The organism is Paraburkholderia sp. RL17-337-BIB-A (assembly GCF_046025895.1).
Lineage (GTDB): Bacteria > Pseudomonadota > Gammaproteobacteria > Burkholderiales > Burkholderiaceae > Paraburkholderia > Paraburkholderia fungorum_C.
The window spans coordinates 551,285-575,509 of record NZ_JARESY010000003.1; the positions used below are offsets into that span (position 1 = coordinate 551,285).

General features: G+C 59.6%; 22 protein-coding genes and 3 pseudogenes. 15 read left to right on the forward strand and 10 right to left on the reverse strand.

The features are described 5' to 3' along the window. Positions 1-245 precede the first annotated feature (245 nt). From P0D84_RS40425 to P0D84_RS40435, 3 genes are all read left to right on the forward strand, one after another. On the forward strand, positions 246-1,898 hold the full coding sequence (locus P0D84_RS40425) for a sensor histidine kinase (protein WP_408347709.1): 1,653 nt from the start codon (positions 246-248) through the stop codon (positions 1,896-1,898). A 503-nt stretch (positions 1,899-2,401) separates the two neighbouring features. Then, positions 2,402-3,019, forward strand: coding sequence for an NADH pyrophosphatase zinc ribbon domain-containing protein (locus tag P0D84_RS40430; protein WP_408347712.1), 618 nt, complete (start codon positions 2,402-2,404; stop codon positions 3,017-3,019). Further along, positions 2,991-3,344, forward strand: coding sequence for an NAD(+) diphosphatase (locus P0D84_RS40435; protein ID WP_408347715.1), 354 nt, complete (start codon positions 2,991-2,993; stop codon positions 3,342-3,344). Before P0D84_RS40430 ends, P0D84_RS40435 begins: the two co-directional genes overlap by 29 nt. A gap of 377 nt (positions 3,345-3,721) precedes the next feature. Here P0D84_RS40435 and P0D84_RS40440 read toward each other — a convergent pair whose 3' ends face one another. Both P0D84_RS40440 and P0D84_RS40445 read right to left on the reverse strand, forming a co-directional pair. Further along, positions 3,722-4,144, reverse strand: a complete 423-nt coding sequence (locus tag P0D84_RS40440; protein ID WP_408347718.1) for an ACT domain-containing protein — start codon at positions 4,142-4,144, stop codon at positions 3,722-3,724. Between the two features lie 632 nt (positions 4,145-4,776). Further along, positions 4,777-5,364: a VOC family protein gene (locus P0D84_RS40445; RefSeq protein WP_408347721.1), complete on the reverse strand. Its 588-nt coding sequence runs from the start codon at positions 5,362-5,364 to the stop codon at positions 4,777-4,779. 292 nt (positions 5,365-5,656) lie between these two features. Here P0D84_RS40445 and P0D84_RS40450 point away from each other — a divergent pair, with 292 nt between their 5' ends. The 10 genes and pseudogenes from P0D84_RS40450 (at position 5,657) to P0D84_RS40495 (ending at position 13,618) form a co-directional block, all read left to right on the forward strand. After that, positions 5,657-5,836: a site-specific integrase gene (locus P0D84_RS40450; protein WP_408347724.1), complete on the forward strand. Its 180-nt coding sequence runs from the start codon at positions 5,657-5,659 to the stop codon at positions 5,834-5,836. A 325-nt stretch (positions 5,837-6,161) separates the two neighbouring features. Then, the gene (locus P0D84_RS40455) at positions 6,162-7,346 is read left to right on the forward strand and encodes an ATP-binding protein (RefSeq protein WP_408347727.1); all 1,185 of its coding nucleotides are present in this window, start codon (positions 6,162-6,164) and stop codon (positions 7,344-7,346) included. After that, positions 7,343-7,798, forward strand: a complete 456-nt coding sequence (locus P0D84_RS40460) for a response regulator (RefSeq protein WP_408347730.1) — start codon at positions 7,343-7,345, stop codon at positions 7,796-7,798. Before P0D84_RS40455 ends, P0D84_RS40460 begins: the two co-directional genes overlap by 4 nt. Continuing rightward, complete coding sequence (locus P0D84_RS40465; protein WP_408347733.1) at positions 7,798-9,693, forward strand: hybrid sensor histidine kinase/response regulator; 1,896 nt, start codon at positions 7,798-7,800, stop codon at positions 9,691-9,693. The genes P0D84_RS40460 and P0D84_RS40465 overlap by 1 nt, the downstream gene beginning before the upstream one ends. Positions 9,694-9,801: 108 nt before the next feature. Next, a pseudogene (locus P0D84_RS40470) lies at positions 9,802-10,907 on the forward strand (ISAs1 family transposase). 10 nt (positions 10,908-10,917) lie between these two features. Continuing rightward, positions 10,918-11,325, forward strand: a pseudogene (locus tag P0D84_RS40475) (IS6 family transposase); the annotation flags it as partial. Between the two features lie 94 nt (positions 11,326-11,419). Next, entirely contained in the window at positions 11,420-11,608 is a 189-nt protein-coding gene (locus P0D84_RS40480) for a hypothetical protein (protein WP_408347736.1), read from the forward strand. Between the two features lie 27 nt (positions 11,609-11,635). Further along, positions 11,636-11,874 (forward strand): annotated as a pseudogene (locus P0D84_RS40485) (DUF6566 family protein). 177 nt (positions 11,875-12,051) lie between these two features. After that, a complete protein-coding gene (locus P0D84_RS40490; protein ID WP_408347739.1) occupies positions 12,052-13,287 on the forward strand; it encodes an NAD(P)/FAD-dependent oxidoreductase in 1,236 nt (411 codons plus the stop codon). A gap of 58 nt (positions 13,288-13,345) precedes the next feature. Continuing rightward, complete coding sequence (locus P0D84_RS40495; protein ID WP_121325482.1) at positions 13,346-13,618, forward strand: UBP-type zinc finger domain-containing protein; 273 nt, start codon at positions 13,346-13,348, stop codon at positions 13,616-13,618. Between the two features lie 54 nt (positions 13,619-13,672). On the opposite strand, the gene P0D84_RS40500 is transcribed toward P0D84_RS40495, so the two are convergent. The 5 genes from P0D84_RS40500 to P0D84_RS40520 all read right to left on the reverse strand — a co-directional run bounded on the left by P0D84_RS40500 (position 13,673) and on the right by P0D84_RS40520 (position 19,562). Beyond that, complete coding sequence (locus tag P0D84_RS40500) at positions 13,673-16,507, reverse strand: ATP-dependent Clp protease ATP-binding subunit (protein ID WP_408347743.1); 2,835 nt, start codon at positions 16,505-16,507, stop codon at positions 13,673-13,675. Further along, the gene (locus P0D84_RS40505) at positions 16,429-17,313 is read right to left on the reverse strand and encodes a hypothetical protein (RefSeq protein ID WP_408347746.1); all 885 of its coding nucleotides are present in this window, start codon (positions 17,311-17,313) and stop codon (positions 16,429-16,431) included. Before P0D84_RS40505 ends, P0D84_RS40500 begins: the two co-directional genes overlap by 79 nt. Before the next feature lie 30 nt (positions 17,314-17,343). Beyond that, positions 17,344-17,976, reverse strand: coding sequence for an Hsp20/alpha crystallin family protein (locus tag P0D84_RS40510; protein WP_408347749.1), 633 nt, complete (start codon positions 17,974-17,976; stop codon positions 17,344-17,346). A gap of 193 nt (positions 17,977-18,169) precedes the next feature. Then, the gene (locus tag P0D84_RS40515; RefSeq protein WP_408347752.1) at positions 18,170-18,745 is read right to left on the reverse strand and encodes an HdeD family acid-resistance protein; all 576 of its coding nucleotides are present in this window, start codon (positions 18,743-18,745) and stop codon (positions 18,170-18,172) included. A 544-nt stretch (positions 18,746-19,289) separates the two neighbouring features. After that, positions 19,290-19,562 carry a dehydroquinate synthase/iron-containing alcohol dehydrogenase family protein gene (locus tag P0D84_RS40520; RefSeq protein WP_459252233.1) on the reverse strand — a complete coding sequence of 91 codons (273 nt, stop codon included), beginning with the start codon at positions 19,560-19,562 and terminating at the stop codon, positions 19,290-19,292. Positions 19,563-19,957: 395 nt separating this feature from the next. Between P0D84_RS40520 and P0D84_RS40525 the strand changes: the two genes are divergently transcribed. Continuing rightward, a complete protein-coding gene (locus P0D84_RS40525; protein ID WP_408347758.1) occupies positions 19,958-20,785 on the forward strand; it encodes an AraC family transcriptional regulator in 828 nt (275 codons plus the stop codon). A 271-nt stretch (positions 20,786-21,056) separates the two neighbouring features. Here the strand turns inward: P0D84_RS40525 and P0D84_RS40530 are convergent, their stop codons facing one another. The 3 genes from P0D84_RS40530 to P0D84_RS40540 form a co-directional block, all read right to left on the reverse strand. Further along, positions 21,057-21,674 (reverse strand): Dps family protein, encoded by a 618-nt coding sequence (locus P0D84_RS40530; RefSeq protein ID WP_408347762.1) that lies wholly within the window; start codon positions 21,672-21,674, stop codon positions 21,057-21,059. A 28-nt stretch (positions 21,675-21,702) separates the two neighbouring features. Beyond that, entirely contained in the window at positions 21,703-22,386 is a 684-nt protein-coding gene (locus P0D84_RS40535; protein WP_408347765.1) for a type 1 glutamine amidotransferase domain-containing protein, read from the reverse strand. Between the two features lie 196 nt (positions 22,387-22,582). After that, positions 22,583-23,233: a BON domain-containing protein gene (locus P0D84_RS40540; RefSeq protein ID WP_408347768.1), complete on the reverse strand. Its 651-nt coding sequence runs from the start codon at positions 23,231-23,233 to the stop codon at positions 22,583-22,585. 431 nt (positions 23,234-23,664) lie between these two features. Between P0D84_RS40540 and P0D84_RS40545 the strand changes: the two genes are divergently transcribed. Then, on the forward strand, positions 23,665-24,195 hold the full coding sequence (locus P0D84_RS40545; RefSeq protein ID WP_408347771.1) for a DUF1269 domain-containing protein: 531 nt from the start codon (positions 23,665-23,667) through the stop codon (positions 24,193-24,195). Positions 24,196-24,225 lie beyond the last annotated feature (30 nt).

A 24,225-nucleotide genomic window follows, 5' to 3' on the forward strand; every position in this document is an offset into this window, starting at 1 on the left:
TGGGTGACCGGTCGGGGCGGGGAGAGCCGGAACGATGGACCGAGAAAAGTGTTCTGAAATCGGTCAGTGGCGCGATCACGTGCGCCGCCGCAAGAATCCTGCCAGTCGAGCTTTTTCGCAGGCTGCGTGTTTGTCACCCGCCCAACGGACAGAAATGCCAGCGAACCGAGGCGGCCTGGGATGAAAGCGGTGAAGCAGTACGCGCGTTGTGCCGCGCGTTCCCGCCGCTGCAAGGAGTCGCTCCCATGCTAAAGACCGCCGCCGTTGTCCCGGAGGAACAGAATTTCATCCTCTCGAACTTGTCGCCCGGCCGGGCGCAGAGACGGCTTGCCCTTGCCGTCGTGCTCGCCTTGCTGGTCGCCCTTTTGATCGTGGCTGGGCCGCTTTCGACCATCAAGCCGGGACGGATCGATGCCTTCGTCCCGGCCTATTCCATGACGCTGTTCGTGATCGATTCGGTCACCGCGGTCCTGCTGTTCGCCCAGTTCTCCATCATCCGTTCGCGTGCCCTTCTCGTGGTCGGGAGCGGATATCTCTTCACGGCGCTGATCGCGATCTCATGGATGCTGACCTTTCCGGGCGCCTTCGCGCCAGGTGGTCTGCTTGGCGCCGGGCTGCAGACCACGAATTGGCTTTATATCCTGTGGCACGCCGGTTTTTCGATGTTCATCATCGCGTATGCCCTATTGAACGAGGCCGATCCGACCAAGGGACTGTGGCGAGGTTCCGCGGGTGCGGCCATTCTTTCAAGTGTGGTCATGACCGCGGCCGTAGTATGTGCGGCGACAGTTCTTGTCACAGCGGGGCATGCGCTGTTGCCCCGCAACATGCTCGACGCGGTACGTTTTTCTACCATCCGGATTTATATTGCCGGATATCAAATCCTGTTGAGCGTTGCTGCGCTCATTGTGCTCTGGGTCCGGCGGCGTTCAGTGCTGGATTTGTGGCTGATGGTGGTGATGTGCGCGTACGTAATCGAGGTCTGTTTGATCGCTTATCCCAATCCGGTCCGCTTCAGCATCGGCTGGTATGCCGGCCGGCTCTGCGGGCTCCTGTCGGGCAGTCTCGTCCTGTTTGTCCTGCTGTACGAGATAACGACGCTTTACGCACAGATGCTGCGCGCGGTCTTCGCGCAACGCCGCGAGCGCGAGGCGCGGCTGGTGACCGCGGAGGCAGTCGCGGCCACGATCGCTCACGAGGTCAAGCAGCCATTGACGGCGATGGTCACCAATGCCGATGCGGGCTTGCGCTGGCTTAATCGCGCGACGCCCGGTCTCGATGAAACGAATGCGGCACTCGAGCAGATCGTCGCTAATGGCCATCGCGCGGCAGCGGTGATCCAAAGAGTTCGGGCAATGTTCAGGACGGGTGATCTGAACAGAACGGCGTTTGACGTCAACGGTCTCATCGGGGAAACCCTTGCTTTGGTGCGCGCTGACCTGCAGAAGCACCGGATACTGGTGCGCATCGAGCTCAACGAGCAGCTACCGCAGGTAATAGGAGATCGAATCCAACTGCAGCAGGTGCTTCTCAACTTGATCACAAACGCCATCGATTCGATGGTGGCAATTGACGTGCCGCGAGTCCTGTCCGTGAAATCCGAGGTCGATGCCGGCGGTGGCGTACAGGTGTGGGTGAGGGACACCGGAAGCGGAATCGGCTCGCATGACATCGACCGGATATTCGACCCGCTCTTCACGAAGAAACCTGATGGTATGGGAATGGGTCTGGCGATTTGCCGCTCGATTATCGAGGCGCATAACGGCCGCATATGGGTGGTCCCAAACAAGGCCCGGGGCGCCGTCTTTCAGTTTGTTATTCCCGCCGACGGTGCGACCTCTGCCGGTCCTTTACGAGAAGAGCAACCCGAGGATCTCCCGCAAAGTTCGCGCCGCTGATGCTGATTAGATGATCTACGATTGCCTCGACTTCCTTCGGCTCGGTAAGCGCCCGTCTACCATCGTCGGAAAAGGAATATTTACCTCGGCCTCTCAGACTCGTACCAACTCACCGGTCTAGTCACGGCTGGGAAGCATCGTCTGGAATCCTTCTCTTTCGGTCAGATGAACGACAGTTCCGCCTTCGATACTGTTGAAAAAGTCGCTGTGTGGGTTTTTCAATTCGCTCGCAAGAAAATCGCCCTCTCAGATCGCCCTACAAACCGCTCTCAAGCACCGGGCAAGGGTAAGAAGACCCCTACCCTCTAACCTCGCGAGAAAGACGGTCAGCGACTTTTTCAACACTATCCCTTCAATACCGGACGTTCGACATCAAACTGTGAAGGGCTGCTTGTGGCCGGCTGGCGTCCTTGGTGTCGACGCCGACACGAACCCCGGCGAGCGACCGGACTGAACCCCGTGCCATACTTGCGAATCCCATCGCCCATATGTCAACGACCTTGATGACCGCCTTTTCCGCGTCCATCGGCTTTAACTTCAATCCGCTCGGCCGCCGCTCCGACAAGCGGGACGACCACGCCTTCATCGAGCATCTACGTAGCGACCCGGCCGCGCGCTTTCTCGTCTTCGACGGCGACGTCCCCATGCTCAAGCGAGGCAGCGAATATGACCCGTGGTTCGTCGCCAGCGAGACCGCTGCCTTTGGCCAGCCGCTTCATAGCGTCTTCCTCGGGGAGGATACCGACGGCGGCGGACGCGTCGCGCTCGGCTTCGCGCTCAATCTTGCGCCAGAGGACCCACCGCCCGGCACCGACTATGACCGCATCGACCTTCGCTCGCTCGCGTTGCAAGACCTTGTCGCTGCGGGAGCGCTCGGAATACTGGCCGAGGCGAAGTCGATGCTCGACTGGCATCGCCGCCACTCCTTCTGCGCAAACTGCGGCTCTGTAAGCCGCGTCACGACGGCCGGCTGGCAACGCATCTGCGATGTTTGCGGCGCACGCCATTTCCCGCGTGTGGATCCAGTCGTGATCATGGGTGATAGACGGCGAACGGTGTCTGCTCGGACGCCAGCGCCATTTCGCCCCTGGAATGTACTCGGCGCTTGCTGGTTTTGTTGAACCGGGCGAGACCGCGGAAGACGCCGTGCGCCGCGAAGTGATGGAGGAGGCTCGCGTGAAGTGTGCACGGGTTGTCTACTTCGCGTCGCAGCCGTGGCCGTTTCCTTCACCACTGATGATCGGTTGCTTTGCGCAGGCGAGCGATACCGACATCGTCGTCGATACGGACGAGCTCGAAGACGCCCGCTGGTTCTCGCGCCAGGAGGTTGCGGCGATGCTCTCGGGAACGCATGCGGATGGTCTGTCGACGCCCAAGCCGTTCGCCATTGCCCATCATTTGCTGCAGGCGTACGTCGAGAAGGGTGGCTCGGTATTGTTCAGCTGAGCGTCCCGCAAAAGGAGCGCTTGCAATTGCACAGAATCGCCTGGTGCGCGAGGCCAGAAGCTGGATCGCTCACTCCGGCGTAAGGCGTCGGTGGGGACCGATTCTCGCCGCCCCCCAGGCTTATCCCGTCGGCCCGATTCGAATGATGCGCGACGACCCATTCATCTCAAGCTGGACTTCCGATTGTTGACCATCTTGGGCAATGCGTCGAACGTCTCACTTGCCGAACTGAGACCAGGCCGCTTCGCGCTCGCGTGCACGCACGGCTGCGCAGTCTGTCGATCTGAAGTGGTCGTCCAGGGCAGTCGTGTCAGACACGGCGACCCAGTCGCGTCGATAGGACGAACCACGCCAACTCGCGGTCCGGCAGGGGCTCTTCAGGCCCTCTGTAGAATGTCCATGGCCTTTTCGGCATCGTCCAACGAGTCGACCGCGAGATAAGCAATGAACTGTGTGCCAAGTACAGCAGCGGAAACGCCGCGGAGGTTGATCTCCCCGTCGGCCAGCATCTGGGTCAATTGCGCGATGATCCCCAACTGGTCCAAACCCATTACACGAACGGAGTGAAGGCTCGGGGTGACGGTGAACCCGACCTGTGTCGCGGCATGGATCTCCCTCTCCCCCTGCAGCGGTGCGACAAACACGACCCCTTTGCCCGATGCTTCCGGCGTGCGACGTGCGATGACGAACTGCAGGTCTACGCCAGCATCCCGCAAGGCGCTTAATACTTGCGCAAGCCCGCCCGGTTTGTCGTCGATGGTAGCTGCCCAAACATCGACGCGTTCTACGCTCAGTTCCATGGCAGCCCCTCCCGCCTGATTCATCTCCCAATTAAAATCTACTTCACCAATGGCACGCGAGCAAGGCCAGCAGTGTATGCGAGACACGGGAATGCCCGGAATCCCCGGGCCGCACTGGCGGGTTTCATGCTATGCAACGCCGGCACCGTGCGACTAGGAAACTATCCGTTTTGGTTTGACGTCATGCGACGCTTCTTCCCGGCAAGCTGCCGATATAGCCGGCGTCGACCATCCGGTCGCGCCGAGAAGCTGCGGCGTGCCCGTCCGCAGGGGATGCGTTACATGCATGCAACGCTCGCGAGCGGGGCGGAACTAACGATTGTGCGCGACAATCTACGCCATTCTTCTCTCGCTACAACTTCGATCTGCCTGCAGAGTGACGAGGTCAAGCGGCCTCGCCATACGAGTCGGGCGTTCACCGCAGGATAGGTCCCTCCGTCCAACTGTCTCAGTTCGACCCGCTTGCGCCATTCGGGTTTTCGCCGTCTCAACGGCGGGTATTCGGGTCCAACGGACTTCTATGCGCAATTGGTCCGGCGCCAGTGGATCCTCTCTGCGAAGAGTGCATCGTCGTACCCTTTTTGCGACGGGAGCGAAGGGCAATTCGGGCACAGCCAGACTTTTGCGCCACTCTAAATCTTTGTCTTCCCGCGCCACTGGTTGTTAGGTTCGCGCACTCCTGCGAGCCAGTTCTCGAGGTCGGCATCCGCGGTCCGCGCCGACTGTTCAAGTATCTCGATGCCGTTCGGAACGATTGTGGAAATCTCCACGATCATGCCATTGGGATCCTGGGTGTAACACGAATAACAGTAGCCGTGATCAACGATCTCTACCGGGGCACCAGCCTCTTCAATACGTTTGAAAAAGTAATCGACGGTTTCCATTGTGTCGACTCCCAGTGAAATGTGATGCTCATACGGATCTCGGGGCATCGGCATCGGTTCGTCACGCATGCCTTCTTCAAACTGAAAGAAGCCGAGCGCGCTGCCGTCTCCGACTTCGAAGAAGCAATGAACGTAGTTCGACGGCGTTTGTTTGATGACGTCGTACGCCTCAGTCCACGTACCGACGAGCGGCAGCTGAAGAACGCCCTCGTAGAAAGCCCGGGTGGCGGTCATATCTTTAGTGCGCACAGCATGATGGTGCCAACCGCTAATCCTGTTGGACCTCAGTCGTTCCTTTCGACGCGCAATAACGGAAGTGTCGGAATCTACTTGCACGGCTTATCTCCAATCTCGGTTTGCCAATCTCCAGGTGCCGTTGGCGGGGCAGTTCTAGGACAACGGAAGCTAGTGTATTAGACTATCAATATTAGTTACCAATAGTAAAAAACAATATTTCGACGTCGCGATATTAATCGGGTGAGTGTGGTCGGCCCCCCTTCGGCCCCAGTCCGCTGCGTCGGGCATTTGCCGATCGGCGACGATCCGAAGGAGCCGCTGTTTTCGCACCGTCCGGCGCGGCACCGGCCAGCTCGGCACGACACCGCTACCGCAGGCCAACGCCTACGCGATGGTGCGGCGCCGCGCGGTTGCCGCCGGCATCGAGACGAAGATCGGCAATCGCACGTTCTGCGCGACCGGCATCACCGCGCACCTGAAGGACGGCGGCACGCTCGACCACGCGGCCGCGATGGCGAAACACGCATCGACCTGCACCACCCAGCTGTACGACCGGCGAGGACGAGATTAAGCCTGAACGAGATCGAGCGGATTCGCCTGTAAAGAGGAGGGATTCCAAGAAAGGGAAGTCCACGCACGCCAGGCGTCTGCGAGGTAGGCGGTTCGAATGTCGCTGATCGACCCGAAGCCGCCCGTCGCCGCGTCGTGCCGAATGTCCTTTGGCAGCCACGTACAGGACACACACACAGACGGCAGGCCGCGGTCAAAGCCGATCCCCGCTGAACGAGATTGAAATTCGGCTGGTTACCCAACCATGGCTGGCTCGCGTCAAACACCGCAACCGGAACATAGCTGAAATATAATAGTGAACAACATGGGTAGCAGCGAGACGAAGCTTGGCGCGCTGGCACATACAGTTGCAAGCCATCCGCCCACCGGTACTGCGTTACGGCTTTGTGGTCGTATGCGTTGGAATCGCGCTTGGGCTGGCGCTAGCATGCCAACATTACGGCTTTCACGATGCCGAAATGCCGCTTTTTGACCTGGCCATCGTTCTCGTTACCTGGTATGCCGGTATAGGACCATCCGTGCTGGCGGTTTTCCTCTCGGGAGCCAGCAACACCTACTTCTTTACCCCGCCACTTTATACCTTCGAAATCACTTCGGAAGATCTGCCGTACCTTGTTCTTTTCACAGTATGGTCAGCAATTATTGCCTCTTTCGTAGCTATTCGACGTCGAATCGAGGACCAGCTTCTCGACGCGCGGGACCGCCTCCAAATTGAACTTGAAGTGAGCCGGCAACGCGAGGACGAAATCCTTGGGCTCAATCAAACACTCGCCAGGCGCGCAGCAGAGCTTGAGGCGAGTAACAAGGAATTAGAGTCTTTTTCCTATTCCGTCTCCCACGATCTACGGGCGCCAATTCGGCACATAGTGGGGTTCTCAGAGCTGCTTCAAAAACACACGTTTTCTTCCCTTGACGATAAGAGTCGTCGGTACATACAAACCATTCTCGAGTCGGCAAAAAGAATGGGGGATCTGATCGATGATCTGCTGGCCTTTTCCAGGATCGGGCGAATTGAGACCAAAATGACCTTTGTGAGCCTCGAGCTGCTCGTTAAGGAAGTCATCGCGGATGTCGGGCAAGACGTGAGGGACAGAGACATATTCTGGGATATCAAGCCCCTCCCGGTCTGTTACGGAGATCGGTCCATGCTGAGGGTGGTTATCGTCAACCTTGTATCGAACGCGGTCAAATTCACGAGCAAGCGAGCAGGTGCCAAAATAGAAATTGGTTGTGTGGACGTGAATGAAAATGAACTGGAAATGTTCGTAAGGGATAATGGTGCGGGCTTTGACATGGAGTATGTAGATAAATTGTTCGGCGTATTTCAACGTCTGCACCTTGCGGAACAGTTTGAAGGCACGGGCATAGGACTAGCTATTGTTCAGCGCATTATCGTGCGCCATGGCGGAAAGGTCCGGGCCGAGGGAATGCTTGACCGCGGTGCCACTTTCTATTTCTCCCTGCCTAAAGCACGGGATGCGACGACCAATAGGATTGCGAGCATACTATGAACGAGTTGGGACGCATTTTGCTCGTTGAGGACGACCCGAGAGACGTCGAACTCACTTTGGCCGCGCTGGCGGAATACAACCTGGCAAACGACGTAGTGGTCACCCGAGACGGAAAAGAGGCTCTGGATTACCTATATTGCAGGGGACAGTTTTCTGCGCGCTCGAGCGAAAATCCGGCGGTCTTGCTGCTCGACCTGAAACTTCCCAGGGTCGATGGTTTGCAAGTCCTGGAGAAAATTAAATCGGACGAGCACCTGAAGATAATACCGGTGGTGGTGTTGACATCGTCCCACGAGGAAAAAGACATGGTGAGAAGCTACAAGCTCGGGGTTAACGCATATGTAGTAAAGCCGGTCGATTTTCACGAGTTTATCAATGCCGTCAAGGAACTAGGCGTCTTCTGGGCACTCATCAATGAGCCGCCGCCGGGCAGTGTCAAAAAGGTACGCTAATGTCTCCGCTCCGCATTCTGTTGCTAGAGGATAATACGTATGACGCGGAGCTCATTCAAGAGCTCCTCGAAGAAGCTCATCGCGTCTGCCAGGTAGTCCGCGTCCAGTCTCGTGCGGAATTTCTGACGGCTCTAAAAACGGTTGAAATTGAACTGATTCTCGCTGATTATAAACTTCCTTCATTCGATGGTCTCTCGGCTTTAAAACTCGCGCTGACTGTCCGTCCAGAACTGCCGTTTATCTTTGTTTCCGGCACGCTTGGCGAAGAAGTGGCGATCGAAGCACTTAAGATTGGGGCGACGGATTATGTTCTGAAAACGCGACTATCAAGGCTAGTGCCTTCAGTTGAACGAGCATTGCGCGAAGCCCAGGAACGAGCCGAACGCAAGAAGGCGGAAGAGGCGCTACGCCGAAGCGAAATGTATCTGGCGGAGGCGCAGCGACTCAGCAACACGGGAAGTTTCGGCTGGAACGTTACGAGCGGGGAAATCTACTGGTCCGAAGAGACTTATCGAATATTCGCCTGCGACCCTGCGATAAAGCCCACCCTTCAGATGGTGATCGACCTAACTCATCCGGACGACCGAACGCGTTTGCGGAAAATCCTCGACCGCGCCTCGATCGAAAGGCGCGCCTTTACGGCCGAGCATCGCCTGGTGCTGACCGATGGTTCTGTTAAATACGTTCGGGCTGTGTCTCATGGCTTCATCGGCGAAAATCCGGATAGTTTCCTCTTCGTAGGAGCGGTAACGGATATCACGGAGCGCAAGTGCACTGAAGAAACCCTACGGGAGCAGGCTAATTTGCTTAATTTGACGCATGACGCTATTTTCGTTTATGACATGAACGGAGTTGTCACGTACTGGAATCGTGGCGCGGAGGCGTTGTACGGATGGTCGGCAGAGGAGGCCAAAGGCAAGCTTGTTCCCGAGTTGCTGGAGACGATCTTTCCAGTACCGGTTGAGCGAACCACAGCGGAGCTGAGCAGTAGCGACCACTCGGAAGGCGAGGTTGTGCGTACCAGGAAAGACGGAACACAGGTAACAGTGGCGAGCCGTTGGTCATTGCAACGAAATGTAAGGGGCATGCCGGTTGCCGCTTTGGAGTCGAGCAACGATATCACCCCTCGAAAACTTGCCGAAGTAGAGCGCGGGCGTTTGAGCCAGTTAGAGGCGGATCTCGCGCACATTAACCGCGTCAGTATGATGGGCGAACTGGCCGCTGCGCTGGCTCACGACATCAAGCAGCCGATGGCTGCCGCGGTCACGGGCGCGGGCGCGTGCATTAATTGGCTCTGTCGGGATGCACCCGATATCAAAGAAGCATGCGCCGCTGCCTCGGCAATGGGCGCGGAAGTCATGCGCGCCGCTGGCATCATTGACGGAATTGGCTCACTCTACAGGCGAAGCACACCAGAGCGGGAATTGGTGGACTTGAACGAAATCGTTCAGGAGATGGCGGTTTTGCTGCGGGATACCGCCGATCGGAAGTCCATTTCGATCCGAACGGAACTCGACACGGGGCTTCCGAAGACAACAGCACACCGTGTACAGCTCCAGCAGGTCTTGATGAACCTCATGCTCAACGGCATCGAGGCGATGCAACACACGGGTGGTGAACTGATCGTCTCATCGAAGAGGATCGAGCATCGTCAGTTGTTGATCTCGGTGAGCGATTCGGGCATCGGGCTTCCTACCGATGAACCCGAGCGCATTTTCGAGGCATTTTTCACGACGAAACCGAAAGGCACCGGCATGGGACTGTCCATCAGTCGGCGGATCATCGAGTCGCATGACGGCCGGCTGTGCGCCAGTCCGAAAACAGGAGGGGGTGCGACGTTTCAGTTCACCCTGCCCGGCGAGGAGATGCGCCCAGAACGTCTCGTGCCGCTATAACCCAAGCCAGTGCAGAAGGCCAACACGCGATCCCGATGACCAGGGTTGTTAACTTCCGTTCGACCGTGTTAACTTTGTGACCGTCCAAACAAGACGGCGGGAACAGGGATGATATTCGGAGGCGTATTTTCGGAGCTGCGTGACGCACGGCGGGCGCAGGGCAAGCGTTACGCGCTGGAGCCGCTGCTGTGTGCGATCGTGATGTCGCTGATGGCAGGCGCGAATTCGCTGAGGACGATCGAGGTGTTCATTGGCGAGCGGCGTGCGCAGCTGAACGAGCTGTTCGGGACGGACTGGCGCAAGGCGCCGAGCTGGGTGGGCATCCGGAAATTTCTGCTCCAGCTCGACGAGCACGATCTGGAAAGCGCGGTGCGTGCTTTCGCGCAGAAACAGGTTTGCGCGCCGCCGGGGCGGCAGTTCATCGCGCTGGACGGCAAGGCGCTGCGCGGCAGCGCCTCACGTCTGGAAGACATGACAGCCCGGCATATCGTTTCGGCTTTTGATCAGCAGGGCCTGATTGTGCTGGGACATGTCGAGGTGGCGGAAAAGTCGAATGAGATTCCGGCCGCGCAGGCGTTGATCGAATCGCTCGGGCTACAGGGGCGGGTCTTCACAATGGACGCGTTGCACTGCCAAAAAAAACGCTAGCGCTCGCCCTGCAAAAGCAGGCCGACGTTCTGGTGCAGGTCAAGGCCAACCAGCCAACCTTGCTTGCCGCTTGTGAGGATCTTGCCCGCTACTGCACGCCTGCAGAATGCGACGTGCAACACGACAAGGGCCATGGTCGCATCGAGACGCGTACCGTGCGTACCTATGGCGTGCCGGTGAACTGGCTGGAAGCTGACTGGCAGCCGCTGGTACAGCAGATCGTGAGTGTCTCGCGAACGGTCGAACGCCGAAACCGCACTGGCGGCTGGGATTGCAGCAGTGAGACGGCGTGGTGGGTCAGCACCGCCGTCATGAGCGCTGCAACTTGCCAGATGGCCATCCGTGGTCACTGGTCGGTGGAAAACCAGAATCATTACGTGCGCGATGTGGTCATGAAAGAGGATCACTGCACGACGCGACACAAACCCGGAATCCTGGCCCGCCTGCGCTCCATGGCACTGAACTGCCTGCGAGCGACATCTGATCGAAGCGTAACTATCGAACTGCGGCGCAACGCCTTGAATTTTGAACACTTACAACGTTGCGCCTGCGGAAGGAGCAATTAACAGCCGTGACCGGGCCGTCGACAAGGACGGCAACACCATCGACTTCCTGCTACGCGCGCATCGGGACAAGACTGCAGCCCGGCGTTACTTTGAGAAATCGATCGCTCAGAATGGCGTCCCCGAGACGGTGACCATCGACAAAAGCGGTGCCAATCTCGCCGCACTCGAAGCGATCAATGCCGATCGTGAAGCGCCCATCAAGATCCGCCAGTCCAAATATCTCAACAACCTGGTCGAGCAGGACCATCGGGCGATCAAGCGACGAACGCGGCCCATGCTGGGGTTCAAGACTTTTCGCTGTGCCCGGATCCTTCTGGCCGGCATTGAGATTATGCACATGATCGCGAAAGGACAGATGAAGTGTGCTCGCGGAACCCATCCGTCCGCCGCTGATCAATTCTACGACCTCGCAATATAAGCAGTACTTCGCATACCGATCTCGCTTGCCCCTCGATCCTTACCGCGACAAAGCCCGAACCGCTGGGCAGGTTCGCGACGAACTGCAGAACCGCATGGCGAAAACCGCCGCTGACGTGCCGGGAGCCTTGCGCGTGCGCATACCGCTACCAGAGCGGCATCCGCCGGACGCATCCGGCCGCAACTGGAACATAGTGCCGCTCAATGACCTCGGCGCAGATTGCGCACATCACGTCCAGAAGGTGATCGAAGACATGCGCACCGAGTTCGTGCTTCCAGATTGACGCCTTGATACGAAACCGGAGCGCCTCATGCAAACGCACGTGTTTGAACATCGAGGCTACGAGATCGTGGTACAGCCGGAGCAGAACGCATACGGCGCGTGGCAGGCAAAGTGAGTGTGCGCCATGCCGATAGCACCGTGGCCGAATTCCGTCCGGATACGGTTCAGCCGGAATGGCTTGCGCAGGAGAAGGCGGTGCGGGACGGCATCGAATGGGGCACGCGTTTTGTCGATCACAAGCTGGAAGAGTCGCACGACCCGATGTGATGGAACCATCAGCGAAAAGCGCACAAAACCCGGCAGTTTCGCGAAAGACGCCACTCTACGATGGGCTTACCGTGCACGAATACGGCCAACCGCCGTTATCCCGGCGCGGCCGCCTGCTTGTGAAGCGCGAGAAACGAAAGAAAGTTCTGAACGTCCTCAAAGGCGGATCGCATATTTATGGTCAGAATCTATGGACGCATGCGCAGCGCAAATGGCTACGCGATACGCGACTTCCTGCATCGCTGCGACATACCGTTCGAATGGATCGAACTGGGCAGCAATAAGGAAGCGGAGGAACTGGCGCACGTGCAGCATCTTTCCGATTCGCGCTTGCCGGTCTGCGTCTTCCACGACGGAACGCGGCTCGAATGTCCCACCATCCGGCAAATCATCGAGAAGCTCGGCTGGTTTACGAATCCATCCCGTGAGGCCTACGATCTGGCGATCTACGGCGCAGGACCGGCGGGACTGAGCGCCGCGGTGTACGGTGCATCGGAGGGGCTGCATACCGTACTGGTGGAGCGCTGGGCACTGGGCGGCCAGGCAGGCAGCAGTTCGAAGATCGAGAACTATCTGGGCTTTCCACAGGGCGTGAGCGGCGCGGAGCTCGCTGAACGGGCGCGCGACCAGGCCATCAAGTTCGGCGCCGAAATCCTGCTGGCGCGCGCCGGCGTGCACGCGGAGTTTCCGCCCGGCCAGGGCATCGTGTATCTGGAAGACGGCACACGTATCACGGCGCGCACGTGTATCTGCGCGACCGGCGTGGCATATCGCACGCTAGGCCTGGTTGGTGAAGAGCGCTTTCTCGGCGCGGGCCTTTATTACGGCGCCGGCGCGAGTGAGGCCGCGCTGATCCATGGCGAAGACGTATATGTGGTGGGCGGCGGCAATTCGGCGGGACAGGCCGCCATGCATTTTTCCCAGTCCGCCAACCGCGTCTATATGCTCGTGCGTGGCGCATCGCTCAAGAACACGCTGTCCCAATACCTCGTGGATCGCATTACCTCGGCGCCGAACATTGAAGTGCGCACGTGCGCCGAAGTTACCGCGCTCGCAGGCAGTGACGTGTTGCAGGAGATCACGCTGACCGATGTGCGCACCGGCCGGCAACGCACGGAAAGAACGAATTGGCTATTCGTCTGCATTGGCGGTGTGCCGCAGACCGAATGGGCGCAGGAGGTTGGCATTGTCCGCGATGAAGGCGGCTATCTCGTGACCGGTCCCGACCTGCAGGAATATCGGGCGGCCCTGAAATGGCCGCTCGAACGCGCGCCGCTACATCTGGAAACCTGTGTGCCTGGCGTATTCGCAGCGGGCGACGTACGTCACGCGTCGATCAAGCGCGTGGCGTCGGCAGTCGGCGAGGGGGCAATGGCTGTGGCGCTGGTGCATCGCTATCTGGATAGCGCTTGAGCGCAAGCGCAACCTTGATCCGCGCACGTCTGCGCACACCTGTCCGAGGAGTACGATCATGACCCCTGGTTGCACGCACCTGGGCGAGGCCCGCATTCTCCACACGCCCATCGACTATTGCGAGGACTGCGTGAAGCTTGGCCAGCCGTGGGTACATTTGAGGCTTTGTCTTTCGTGCGGACACGTCGGCTGTTGCGATTCGTCGCCCAACCGGCATGCAAGCCGGCATTTTCACGCGACCGGCCATCCGCTGGTGCGTTCAATCGAACCCGGCGAAACGTGGATCTGGTGCTATCGCGACGAGATCGTCGCAGGTGAACTTGAATCGTGACGGCGACGCCGCCCGCACGTGGCGGGCGGCGTCGCGTTCTTCAGCATGCCAGCGTCACGCATGCGCCGGTGCCTGCTTCGACGCCTCGCTGGGCGCTTCCGTGGGCGTTGCTCCTTTCAGCACACGCACGGAGTGCGCACCCGAGTCGTAGGTCATTGTGACCTTGTCGCCGCCGCGCACGTCGCCTCGCAACAGCGCATCGGCGAGTTGCGACTCCGCCTCAAGACGGATCTTGCGTTTGAGCATCCGCGCGCCGAACTCGGGGTCATAGCCGATCTGCGCAAGGTGATCGCGCAACCCGTCGTCGAACGACAGATCGATGCCCTGGGCCAGCGCCGTACGCTGTACGCGCGCAAGTTGCAGATCGACGATGGTTCGAATCTGCTCCTTGCCGAGCGCACGAAACACGACCACCTCGTCGACGCGATTGAGAAACTCCGGCCTGAAATGATGCCGCAGGATTTCCATCAACCGGTCGCGCAGTTCAGGATAGTCGAGCTGCTTCGAGTCGGCCTTCATGTTGTCCTGGATCAGCTGCGAGCCGATATTGCTGGTCGCGATGATGATCGTGTTGGTGAAATCGACCAGACGTCCCTTGCCGTCGGTGAGCCGCCCTTCGTCGAACAGTTGCAGCAGGAGGTTGTGCACCTCCGGGTTCGCCTTTTCGATTTCGTCGAGCAGCACCACGCAATACGGCCTGCGCCGCACGCGCTCGGTGAGTTGGCCGCCTTCCTCGTAGCCGACATATCCGGGCGGCGCGCCAACCAGCCGTGCCACCGTATGACGCTCGGAATACTCGCTCATGTCGAGGCGCACCAGCGCGTTCTCGTCGCCGAACACCGAAGCGGCAAGCGCCTTCGCGAGTTCGGTTTTACCCACACCTGTAGGCCCAAGAAAGAGGAAGCTCGCAATCGGCTTGCCGGCCTCCGTCAAACCGGCGCGCGAAAGCCGCACCGCTTTGGCGACCGCGGAGACGGCTTCATCCTGGCCGACCACGCGCTCCTTCAGGCGCTCTTCCAGTCGCAACAGCTTTTCGCGGTCCTCGGCCGTGAGTTCAGATAACGGTACGCCCGTGAGCGACGAAACGATCTGTGCAATGTCTTCCGCCGTCACTGCCTGCGAGCTGGTGCCGCGCTCCTTCTTCCACGTTTCAGTGGTTTCATGCAGGTGTTTTTGTTCCGCGACGAGCTGTTCTTCCAGTTCCTTGGCTTTATCGAATTGCTTTGCAGCGCTGGCCGCGTCCTGTTCCTGCTTGATGCGGCGGATGCTCGCCTCGATATCGTGCAATGGCTGCGGACGCGAATTGGATGAAATGCGCACGCGGGCGGCGGCCTGATCGAGCAAATCGATTGCCTTATCGGGCAAAAAGCGCGCGGCGATGTAGCGGTCCGAGAGCTTTGCCGCAGCAGCGATCGCCTCTTCGGTGATTTTCACCTTGTGATGCGCTTCAAGCCGGTCGCGCAGGCCACGCAGAATCTCGATCGTTTCCTCGACGCTAGGCTCAGGCACCATCACGGGCTGAAAGCGCCGCTCCAATGCCGAGTCCTTTTCAATGTACTTCTGGTATTCGTTCAGCGTGGTCGCACCCACGAGGTGCAGCTCACCGCGAGCGAGCGCGGGCTTGAAGACATTGCCGATATCGAGGCCGCCTTCGCCGCCGCCCTGGCCGGCGCCGACAATCGTATGCAGTTCATCGATAAACACAATCAGACGATCCTGGTTCTCGATGATCTCATCCAGCACCTGCTTGACGCGCTCCTCGAACTCGCCACGATACTTCGCGCCTGCCACGACGCTATTGATATTCAGTTCGACGACGCGCTTGCCGCGCAGCACTTCCGGCGCCTGGTCCTGAGCGATGCGTTGCGCGAGGCCTTCGACGATAGCGGTCTTGCCTACACCGGGTTCGCCAATTAGCACCGGATTGTTCTTGCGCCGCCGCGCGAGCACTTCAATGGTGGTTTCGATTTCCTTGTCACGGCCGATCACCGGATCGAGCTTGCCTTGACGCGCAAGCGCGCTGAGATCGCGCGCGTACTTGTCGAGCGTGGGCGTGGTCGAGCGGTCTTCCATCTTGCCGTCTTCGGCACCCTTGCCGACCACCTTGACTGCTTTTTGCCGCAGCGATTGCGGCGACAGCCCGAGCTTGCGCAGCAATTCACCTGCAAAGCCGTCTTCTTCCTCGACGAGCCCAATCAGAATGTGTTCTGGTCCGACATAGCTGTGACCCAGTTCCAGCGACGACTTCAACGCATTTTCCAGCGTACTTTTGGCGCGTGGCGACACGCCGATCTGCTCATTGTCGCTCGGCTCCTTGCGGGTGCCGCGCGGCGCGGTCTGGTCGATGGTCTTCTTGATCTCTTCGGGATCAAGCTTGAATTCGCGCAGGATTTCCTGCACCACATTGTTATCGGCGAGCGCCAGCAACAGGTGTTCTGTATCGACTTCGTTCTTGCCATATTCGACCGCTGCTTGCGCCGCAGCTTGCAGGCGGTCCAGACCGCTCTGGCTCAGGTACGTCTGCAGGTCCACCGCTTCACGCGCCCGGCGATGCCGGCGTGTCCGGCCGCCTGGCTGTCCGCCCGCTGAATCGCCCATTTGCCCGCTACCGGCGCCCGTACCCTGATCCGCGCCGCCCGATTGTCCGGGCGAGCGTCCGATGCGTGACCGGCTACCGCGGCCGCTTTCCATCTGTGGCCACATGTCGTCGAACAGACTGTCGAACAGTCCGCCGTGAAAGAGGGACTCGAGCGGCGACAGGCGGCGCTGATTGCGCGCCATGAACTCCATGTAGTGCTCATCGCACAGCATCAGCTGACGGCGTTGGCCGTTTTCGGTGATCGTGATCTGCGAGGTTGCGGGCTTTCCACAAACACTGCACTCGGCCATGATGAACTCCTTTTCGTCCGCGAGGGCATCGCTTCCCGGGCGGGTAATGGGTGGGTGGAAATATCTGTTCCGCTGCTTATTCCGATGTCGCCTTGTTTGCGCGCTGGGCTCGCGCTGCACTCGAAACGAGGCAATCCAGTGGACGGCACGTCGATTGATCCGTTGTTCCCGTGGCACCCAGTTCCTCCAACCGTGCGCAGGAACGCATCGGCATGCTCAAGCCCGCGCCGCACGGTGGCTTCGTCCGTGTCGAGGCGTACCACGACTTCCCGCAGTGGCACATCGTCCACTTGCACTGGCAGCACCGCGTGCCGCCACGCGGGCAACTGGCTCAGCAGCTTGCCCGTGAGCGAGCGCACTTCATGCTCGCTCGCTGCCTCTTCGCGTTCTTCGCCGCTGCCGGGCAGCGCGTCTTCGACCTTGAGCGTTTCGTCCGGTTGCCAGAATCCGAGAATCTGCTGTTCGCCTCGCCGACTTCGTCTGGGATCCCAACCAGCGTAGCGGTGCAGCGCGCCCTCTTCAATGGATATCCCGGGATGCTCGCGAAGGCGCTGAAATCCGCCACGTGTTCGGCTTCTTCCCCGGCAGCTCGCGGGGGCCGTGGACAGTACCAGTCGCAGCTTTACGCGATAAGCGTCGCCGCTACACAGAGTGTCCCTTTCGACACCCGCCCGCAAACTGACCAGTTCCGTCGAAGACGGGTGCAGATCCCGCTTCGGATGGTGCGCGGCCAGTTCACCAATCTGTTGCTCGATGCTGGCGTGGGCCGAATCACCGAGACTCCGGAAGCTGACGAGTTGTTTCACGATAGGCCTGACCGTGGAGTACGGACGGTGCTATTTGATCTCGATGCGCCGCTTCGCTGCCGGTTCTCCGGCCGCTTTGGGGACGCGCAGCGTCAGCATGCCGTTTTCAAATCTGGCCTCTGCCCGATCGAGATCGATGCCCGCGGGCAGCGGGACCGCGCGCTGAAAGTGTCCAAACGACCGCTCGACCCGATAGCATCCCTGTTCTTCGCTGGTCGATTCGAAGCGCTTGTCGCCGCTGATGATCAGCATGTCTTCAATCAGTTCGAGTTCGACGTCGTCGCGGGTCATGCCCGGCAATTCAACGACAATACGCAGTGCGTCGCCTTCGTCGGTGACGTCGATCCGCGGCTGAAACTCGCTCGCGCTGAAGTCGCCGAACCAGCTCCCGAGCGGTCCACGCCCGCCGAACGGATCGCGGATCAATTCGGCGAAAAGATGAATCGGATCAGGCAGCGGCCAGCTGGCAGGCGCGAGTACCGGCGCAGCAGCCGCTGCCATCGGTGCCCCGTTACCCGTTTGCCTGCCGCCCGCCTGTTGCCCGTTTTGCCGGGCACTCTCCTGATTGATGCGCGGCGCACCGGTCTGGCCCGATGCGTTTTTTTGCGCGGGGTGCGAGCGTAAAAACCGGAACGGATTCCATTTGTCGAGATCCAGAAGCATGTGATTCTCCTTGCGTGAGGTATACCAGTGCCAGACCTGACGCTGGACCACTGGAGATGACGGGCAGTCCATTCGCCCTCCGGATGCGAGGGGCGCGGCCGGCGCGGCATCGCCCGCGATAGCGGAACCAGGCCGGTGCGGGGTTGGCCGCGGGCTTGACCTTCTGACCCGCGAGTGCTCCTGAACGGTGCGTTTACGGATGCAATGGCGCGTGCGGCTCGCCGGTCAGGCCGTCACTGTGCCAGGCGCGCGCAGTGATGCCGAGTACGAACAGCAGCGCGCCCGTGAACAACGCATACACGCCGATCAGCCACACGAGCGCTAGTGCGCCGGCGCCCGGAAAGAGCAGCACGAAGATGCCAAACAGCACGGACAGCACTCCGGTTAGCACCAGCATCCACGCATTGCGCAGGCGCCTGTGCAGCCGCGTTGCTGCGATCAGATCGAATACGCCGGTGATAATCGCGTTTGCGCCGATGACGGCGACCAGTACGAGCGTGGTAATGCCCGGCACTAACGCGGCGATCACACCGGCGCCGATGCTGCAGATGCCGAACAGCAAGGGCACCCACCAGCCGCCGTGCGTCGCGCGGTAGCGGATGGCCGCGAGAATCGCGACGATGCCGCCGACGATTGCGTAGGCGCTAAAGAGGGTGATCAGCAGTAGCAGAGTGAGACCGGGCAAGAATAGCGCCAGAATGTCGAACAGCAGCGCTACCGTGCCACGCAGAAGGAGCATCCACCAAGCGCGTCCAAGCAGTTCATCCATGTGGGACTCCAAACTGTACCGTCATGCGATGAAGTTCAGTCTAGGCCCCACGTATCTGCGATTCTTTCGCGTTTCTGCCGTGCGTTTCGCAATTCTGCATTCGTTCACGAGGCGTGCTGAATGGCATCCAGATGCACGAAAATAACCTGATCCAACCGCGCTTGCAGCCCCGCCGGGAGCGCGAAAAGCACATAGATCGCGGATTCCAATAGGGACTCGACATGGCTATTTCGCACGCTTTATGAGGTCAGATTCCTGCATGCCAGTCTCGCGCAAGCCAGATGGAACGCCGAGAGCCCTCGTCCAGGCTCGAAGACACCATGCGCAGCGCTCTCGCCGCCTGGCGCGTGGCAGATTCGTGTCATGGCCTCAGGCGACGCCGCGCTGTTAGATGGCAGTGCGTAAGGCAATATGATCGCGTGCGTTTACGTGCGGCAGGTTGAAGCTTTCGCCAGAAGCATGACAAAGCTTGTGATGCAGCGCCATTCCCACGTGCCCCGCACACAGCCGCATAGCCTTGCACCCCAGAGGCAATCGCTGCGCGCTAACAGGCTTCGGGCTCGTTCTCGATACCGCGCAGTCTGGTCGCCAACGCACGTATTCCGTCTTCGGCCATCAGCGACATGACTGGATTGCCGTCATGGGCGTACAACCCCTCCGCCGCATGCGCAATGGCATTGAGGCCGCTCACGAACGACAAGCCGGGCGGCAATTCACGTGACAGCTCGGGGTCGTAGATCACCGTCTTCGGCAACTCACGCAGGTCGCGTCCCATACCTTTCAGATCGTCCTCGGTCAGGCCATAGATCGGTGTCATCTCTGAGCCTGCATACCTGGTCGGGATCGCGATGATCGGTAGGCGATTCGAGCGCGATCGACTTACCCACGCCTGGTCCGATCGATGTTCCCAGATCGCGGACGCGCGTGCGGTGCGCATAACGTGCCGCTTCGCGAACCTGACCGCGTTCGAACGCCACGCAATACCCGGCGTAAGCGTTAGCTCAGAAAGCCTTCAGGAACGAAGGGTTGCTTTGAATCCCGGCTAATAGCGTGTCGAGCGTCGCCCCAAGTTGCCCGGCAATATAGCTCAGCAGCAACTGCATCAGCGAGGTCGGGATTGCTTCCGCCCATATTACGAATCCGCCTTAAGCAGCCTTGAATTCGACGTAAGCTTGGGTATGCGACGAGACAACGAGGAGACTTCTTCTCATCATGAAAGAAGAAACAAGATCGACCCCGGATCGCGGGTTACGCTGCCAAGCAATGAAGGTCGCTTTCGCCGATGGCGGGCTGAATTCACTGCAGGGACTTCGCCTCGTTATACCGACAGGTAGCACTGTTGCGCGGGCTGCGGGCTGCGACGACTTCGGAGTGAATCACTCCACCCTGATAAGTGCTCCATTTGCCGCAGTCATGCCGGCGGGCGCGCAGTTGGCCACGATCGCTGACAACGATCCCACGGGATGGGTTATCGCACTCAAAAGGGGCGTACTTGGGCAAGTCTCGCAAGAAGCGTTTGATGCGGTCCCGAAATGGTCCAGGTTTTGGGATCCGTTCCTGCGCGAGGCCGCGGACACATTGGGTGCTCTGCATCATGCGGAGCTCATCGACGCTGCCTGCGCCGACGCTTTTGCCGATGTCATCTCGGTGCACATCGCTCTACGCCACGGGCACTGTGCTGGTGTGGCCGAGCCGGACATGCCTCTTACGCATCAAATGCTGACTCGCATTCAAGCCTTCGTTCATGAGCACATAGCCGAACCCATTCTGGTCGAGCAACTCGCAGTGCTGGTGCACATGGGTGCATCAAACTTTGCACGCGCTTTCAAAACGTCGACAGGTAACCCGCCCCATCTGTACGTGACACTCGAACGAGTGAAATTTGCCAGGACGATGTTGTGCGAGGAGATTCTTCCCCTGGTTGACGTTGGCGCACGCGCGGGGTTTCAGACTCAGCAGCATTTCACCGAAGTGTTTCATCGATACAGCGGTGTGACGCCACGCGCATTCCGACTAGCCCACCGGAACGCCGGTAGCTGATTCATTTGGCGAAGTTGCGAGCAAAACAATGACCGCGGGACTGCCGCGCGCGCAACTAAACCAGAGCGACAAGAGTTTCTCGAAGTAGGTACTGCCCTGGGTCACGAGCATGAACATATCTGCGTCCGCTAACCTGGCATTCATGTCGCTCTCCGTACTTGCGGCGAGCGCTCAAAAATGACTGCGTTCCATCCTGCGTTTCGCTGGGCTGTTGCCGCAAACAGCCCGGCAAGCTATCTGCCGATCGCCAGCGCGTATCGCAGTATCAACGTCATGCTGCGACCACCAGAGACGCGTCGATCAGGTGCTCCGCGAGGAACCAGACCTGCAATTCGTTAGTGCGCAATACGTCGCTGACCAGCACGTCATTGGTGCCAAAGTCGCCCAACTCGTTGGCCTTGCTGGCTGCACTGCGAGTGGCCACAATGACGATTTCATGCGCCTCCAACAGACGCGAAAGCTGTACCGGCACCTCTTCGCGTCCGCGTGGCGGACGCGGGACGATGGTCATTTCCGCCACATCGGCAGCCATGGCGATGCTGACCCCACCGAGCAGTTGAATCCGCTCTGCTAGCGTGTCGACGAGTTTTACCTGCTTATCGTAATGCGCGTCATGTAGCAGATGCAACGACTGGAACGTAGGCCCAACGACCTGCCAATGATGCTTCTTGTACATGTCGCGCAGCGTCATAGTGTCGGCCAGGATCTGATTCAACAGCTCTATGCCCGTTTCGCACGCGGTTTGGGACAACGCGATTGGCAGCTTTACGACGTGACCGTACGGCTGCAGCTCATGTGCGCGCTGGTGCAGCTTCGGCTCGGGCACATGTATCACGTCGCTGGATTGGTTTCGGGTTTCGGACCTGCTGGCCCCGGTCGCCTTTGCCATGACTCACTCCTTCAACTCAAGCGTCGTATCAGGCCATGCTCAGCCTCGAGAGCAGCGCTTTTGCTGCTGCTTCCGACGACGCGGGATTCTGGCCAGTAATCAGGTTTGCCGCGACAACCACATGTGATTGCCAATCCGGCCCCTTCGAATACTTGCCTCCATTCCTCTTCAACATGTCCTCGACGAGGAAAGGCACCACTTCGGTAAGACCGACGGCCGCTTCTTCCGAATTGGCAAAGCCCGTTACGGGTTTATCGCGCACAAGCGGAGAGCCATCGGACGCCTTTGCATGACGCAGCACACCGGGAGCATGGCAAACTGCGGCGACCGGCTTTCCCGCCGCATACATGGTTTCGATCAATGCGATCGACTGCGGATCTTCTGCCAGATCCCATAGCGGTCCGTGCCCGCCGGGATAGAACACGGCGTCATAGTCCGCGGCCGAGACAGTCGAGAGCTTCGCTGTATTTGCCAAAGCCGCCTGCACTTCCTTATCCTTCTTGAAACGCCGGGTCGCTTCGGTTTGCGAATCGGGATCGTCGCTCTTGGGGTCGAGGGGCGGCTGCCCGCCTTTGGGCGAAGCGAGTGTCATCTCGACGCCTGCGTCCTTGAACACGAAATAAGGCGCGGCAAACTCCTCGAGCCAGAATCCGGTTTTCCGGCCCGTATCGCCGAGCTGGTCGTGTGAAGTCAGTACCACCAGGATTTTCATGACAACCTCGCGAGTCCGTTCAATTCACGTTGCAACGAGCCGAAGAGCGGTGTCATCAACCCAGGGCATACTGGCAGTATAGGCGGCTGTCAAGAGCGCTGAGGGTGCTGCCGGTGTTGGTGCTGTGTCCTTTCCCGCCCCTCGGCCACGTCGGTACGCAAGCGAGCCGCCCAGTCCAGTCTCCAGCAGGCCGTCATTAATCGATGGTGATCCGGTTGTCGACGTACGTCACGCCGGGGGCAAGCCATGCGATCCGCTCGGCCTCCTCGCGCTCGGCCCATGAGCGGACCTTGCCGCGCAGGACGACCTTATTGCCTTCGGCCTCGACCGTGATGTGCTGTGCGTCGACTTCCGCGTTGCGCTTGAACGCGTCGTCGATCTTGCGCTTGAGGTCCTCGGGCTTGACCTTCGGCTTGATCTCGATCTCGTTCGTCAGGCCCGTTACGCCGCTCACCCGCAGCGCCGTGTCAGCCGCGCGGCGGCGCTGGTAGTCCCATTCGACTTCGCCCTTGAGCGTCACCTCTCCGTCCCTGACGACCGCCTTGATGGTGTCCGCCGTATAAGGCAGCTCGGCCTTCAGTTGGGCAATGATCTCGCGCACGATCTCTGGATCGGGCCGCTTGTTGATCAGAGGCAATCGCACCTCCACATCGTTTGCGACCCCCTTCACGCCGCGCACACGCGTCGCGTCCTCCTCCGCCTTGCGCTTTTGCCTCCAACTGCGCGCGAAACCAGACAACGTGACCGCGCCGTCCTTGACCGCAACCCCGATATCTGATGGATCGATGTCAGGATCCCACTTCAGTTCGTACTCCACATCTCGTTTGATGTCTTCGTCGGTTCTCATCGCTGCTCCTCGTCGGTTTGTTGATGGACTAACGCGCGCGCGGGCTACGCCCTGCACCGCACGCATCCGTCCACGGTAGGGCCACGGTAGGGCGCGCGGGGCAGATTTTCTTCCCTACGCCTGCGCAGTTTTTGCGGAATGCTGCCGTACGTTCACATCTGAAAGCCGAGCAGCAGGTGCGCAGAGATCCGACACGTCTTTGCAGGAATGAGGAAGAAGTGCAACCGGCTAGAGCCTAGTCTTGATGTCATCGTCATCGGGTCAATGGCCACGTCGACGTCCGAAGGTGCGCGCCGGGCGGGACATGCAAGGCTGGCACCACCGCTGCTTCGCGGCGCGGTCGACCGGCTTGCGCGCCGCGCTGAGCATGAATTCAACCGTCTTGCCGCGAAAGGGTCTCGGTTTATTTCCCAGAGAAATGGAGCAAATCGATGAGCGATCTAGTCGTTGTAAGCTTCAAAGGCGAAGAGACGGCCGACCAGGTATTGACCAAACTCCAGCAGATGCAAAAGGAGCACCTGATCGACCTTGAGGATGCCTGCATCGTGGTCCGTAGCGCGAAGGGCAAGGTACACCTCAAGCAAGCCGTCGATCTCGTCAAGATCGGCGCGCTCAGCGGCGCGGCTTGGGGCGGTATGTTTGGCGCGCTGATTGGGCTGATGTTGCTCAATCCGCTCGTCGGGCTGGCAACGGGCATGGCCATCGGTGCTAGCACGGGCGCGTTGTCGGGCGCACTCTCGGACTATGGAATCGATGACGATTTCATGCGTTCGACGGGCCAGAACATTGAGCCGGGTTCGTCGGCGCTCTTCATCCTCGTGCGTCGCGTGAATTTCGACAAGGTCCTGCCAGAGCTGAAGCCTTTCGGCGGAAAGGTATTGAAAACCTCTCTGACGAACGATCAGGAGGAACGCCTGAGGAAGGCGCTAGAGAGCCTGAACAGCAGCGGCACGACAGCATGAGCACCCCTGCGCTGCATCAGGGTTGTGAAC

What these genes read in the sequence shown, in the direction of transcription:
- P0D84_RS40425 (WP_408347709.1), top strand. Translation starts at nt 246, where the DNA reads ATGCTAAAGACCGCCGCCGTTGTCCCGGAGGAACAGAATTTCATCCTC.
- P0D84_RS40430 (WP_408347712.1), top strand. Translation starts at nt 2,402, where the DNA reads ATGACCGCCTTTTCCGCGTCCATCGGCTTTAACTTCAATCCGCTCGGC.
- P0D84_RS40435 (WP_408347715.1), top strand. Translation starts at nt 2,991, where the DNA reads ATGTACTCGGCGCTTGCTGGTTTTGTTGAACCGGGCGAGACCGCGGAA.
- P0D84_RS40440 (WP_408347718.1), bottom strand. Translation starts at nt 4,144, where the DNA reads ATGGAACTGAGCGTAGAACGCGTCGATGTTTGGGCAGCTACCATCGAC.
- P0D84_RS40450 (WP_408347724.1), top strand. Translation starts at nt 5,657, where the DNA reads ATGGTGCGGCGCCGCGCGGTTGCCGCCGGCATCGAGACGAAGATCGGC.
- P0D84_RS40460 (WP_408347730.1), top strand. Translation starts at nt 7,343, where the DNA reads ATGAACGAGTTGGGACGCATTTTGCTCGTTGAGGACGACCCGAGAGAC.
- P0D84_RS40465 (WP_408347733.1), top strand. Translation starts at nt 7,798, where the DNA reads ATGTCTCCGCTCCGCATTCTGTTGCTAGAGGATAATACGTATGACGCG.
- P0D84_RS40480 (WP_408347736.1), top strand. Translation starts at nt 11,420, where the DNA reads ATGGCGAAAACCGCCGCTGACGTGCCGGGAGCCTTGCGCGTGCGCATA.
- P0D84_RS40490 (WP_408347739.1), top strand. Translation starts at nt 12,052, where the DNA reads ATGGTCAGAATCTATGGACGCATGCGCAGCGCAAATGGCTACGCGATA.
- P0D84_RS40495 (WP_121325482.1), top strand. Translation starts at nt 13,346, where the DNA reads ATGACCCCTGGTTGCACGCACCTGGGCGAGGCCCGCATTCTCCACACG.
- P0D84_RS40500 (WP_408347743.1), bottom strand. Translation starts at nt 16,507, where the DNA reads ATGGCCGAGTGCAGTGTTTGTGGAAAGCCCGCAACCTCGCAGATCACG.
- P0D84_RS40510 (WP_408347749.1), bottom strand. Translation starts at nt 17,976, where the DNA reads ATGCTTCTGGATCTCGACAAATGGAATCCGTTCCGGTTTTTACGCTCG.
- P0D84_RS40515 (WP_408347752.1), bottom strand. Translation starts at nt 18,745, where the DNA reads ATGGATGAACTGCTTGGACGCGCTTGGTGGATGCTCCTTCTGCGTGGC.
- P0D84_RS40520 (WP_459252233.1), bottom strand. Translation starts at nt 19,562, where the DNA reads ATGACACCGATCTATGGCCTGACCGAGGACGATCTGAAAGGTATGGGA.
- P0D84_RS40525 (WP_408347758.1), top strand. Translation starts at nt 19,958, where the DNA reads ATGAAAGAAGAAACAAGATCGACCCCGGATCGCGGGTTACGCTGCCAA.
- P0D84_RS40530 (WP_408347762.1), bottom strand. Translation starts at nt 21,674, where the DNA reads ATGGCAAAGGCGACCGGGGCCAGCAGGTCCGAAACCCGAAACCAATCC.
- P0D84_RS40535 (WP_408347765.1), bottom strand. Translation starts at nt 22,386, where the DNA reads ATGAAAATCCTGGTGGTACTGACTTCACACGACCAGCTCGGCGATACG.
- P0D84_RS40540 (WP_408347768.1), bottom strand. Translation starts at nt 23,233, where the DNA reads ATGAGAACCGACGAAGACATCAAACGAGATGTGGAGTACGAACTGAAG.
- P0D84_RS40545 (WP_408347771.1), top strand. Translation starts at nt 23,665, where the DNA reads ATGAGCGATCTAGTCGTTGTAAGCTTCAAAGGCGAAGAGACGGCCGAC.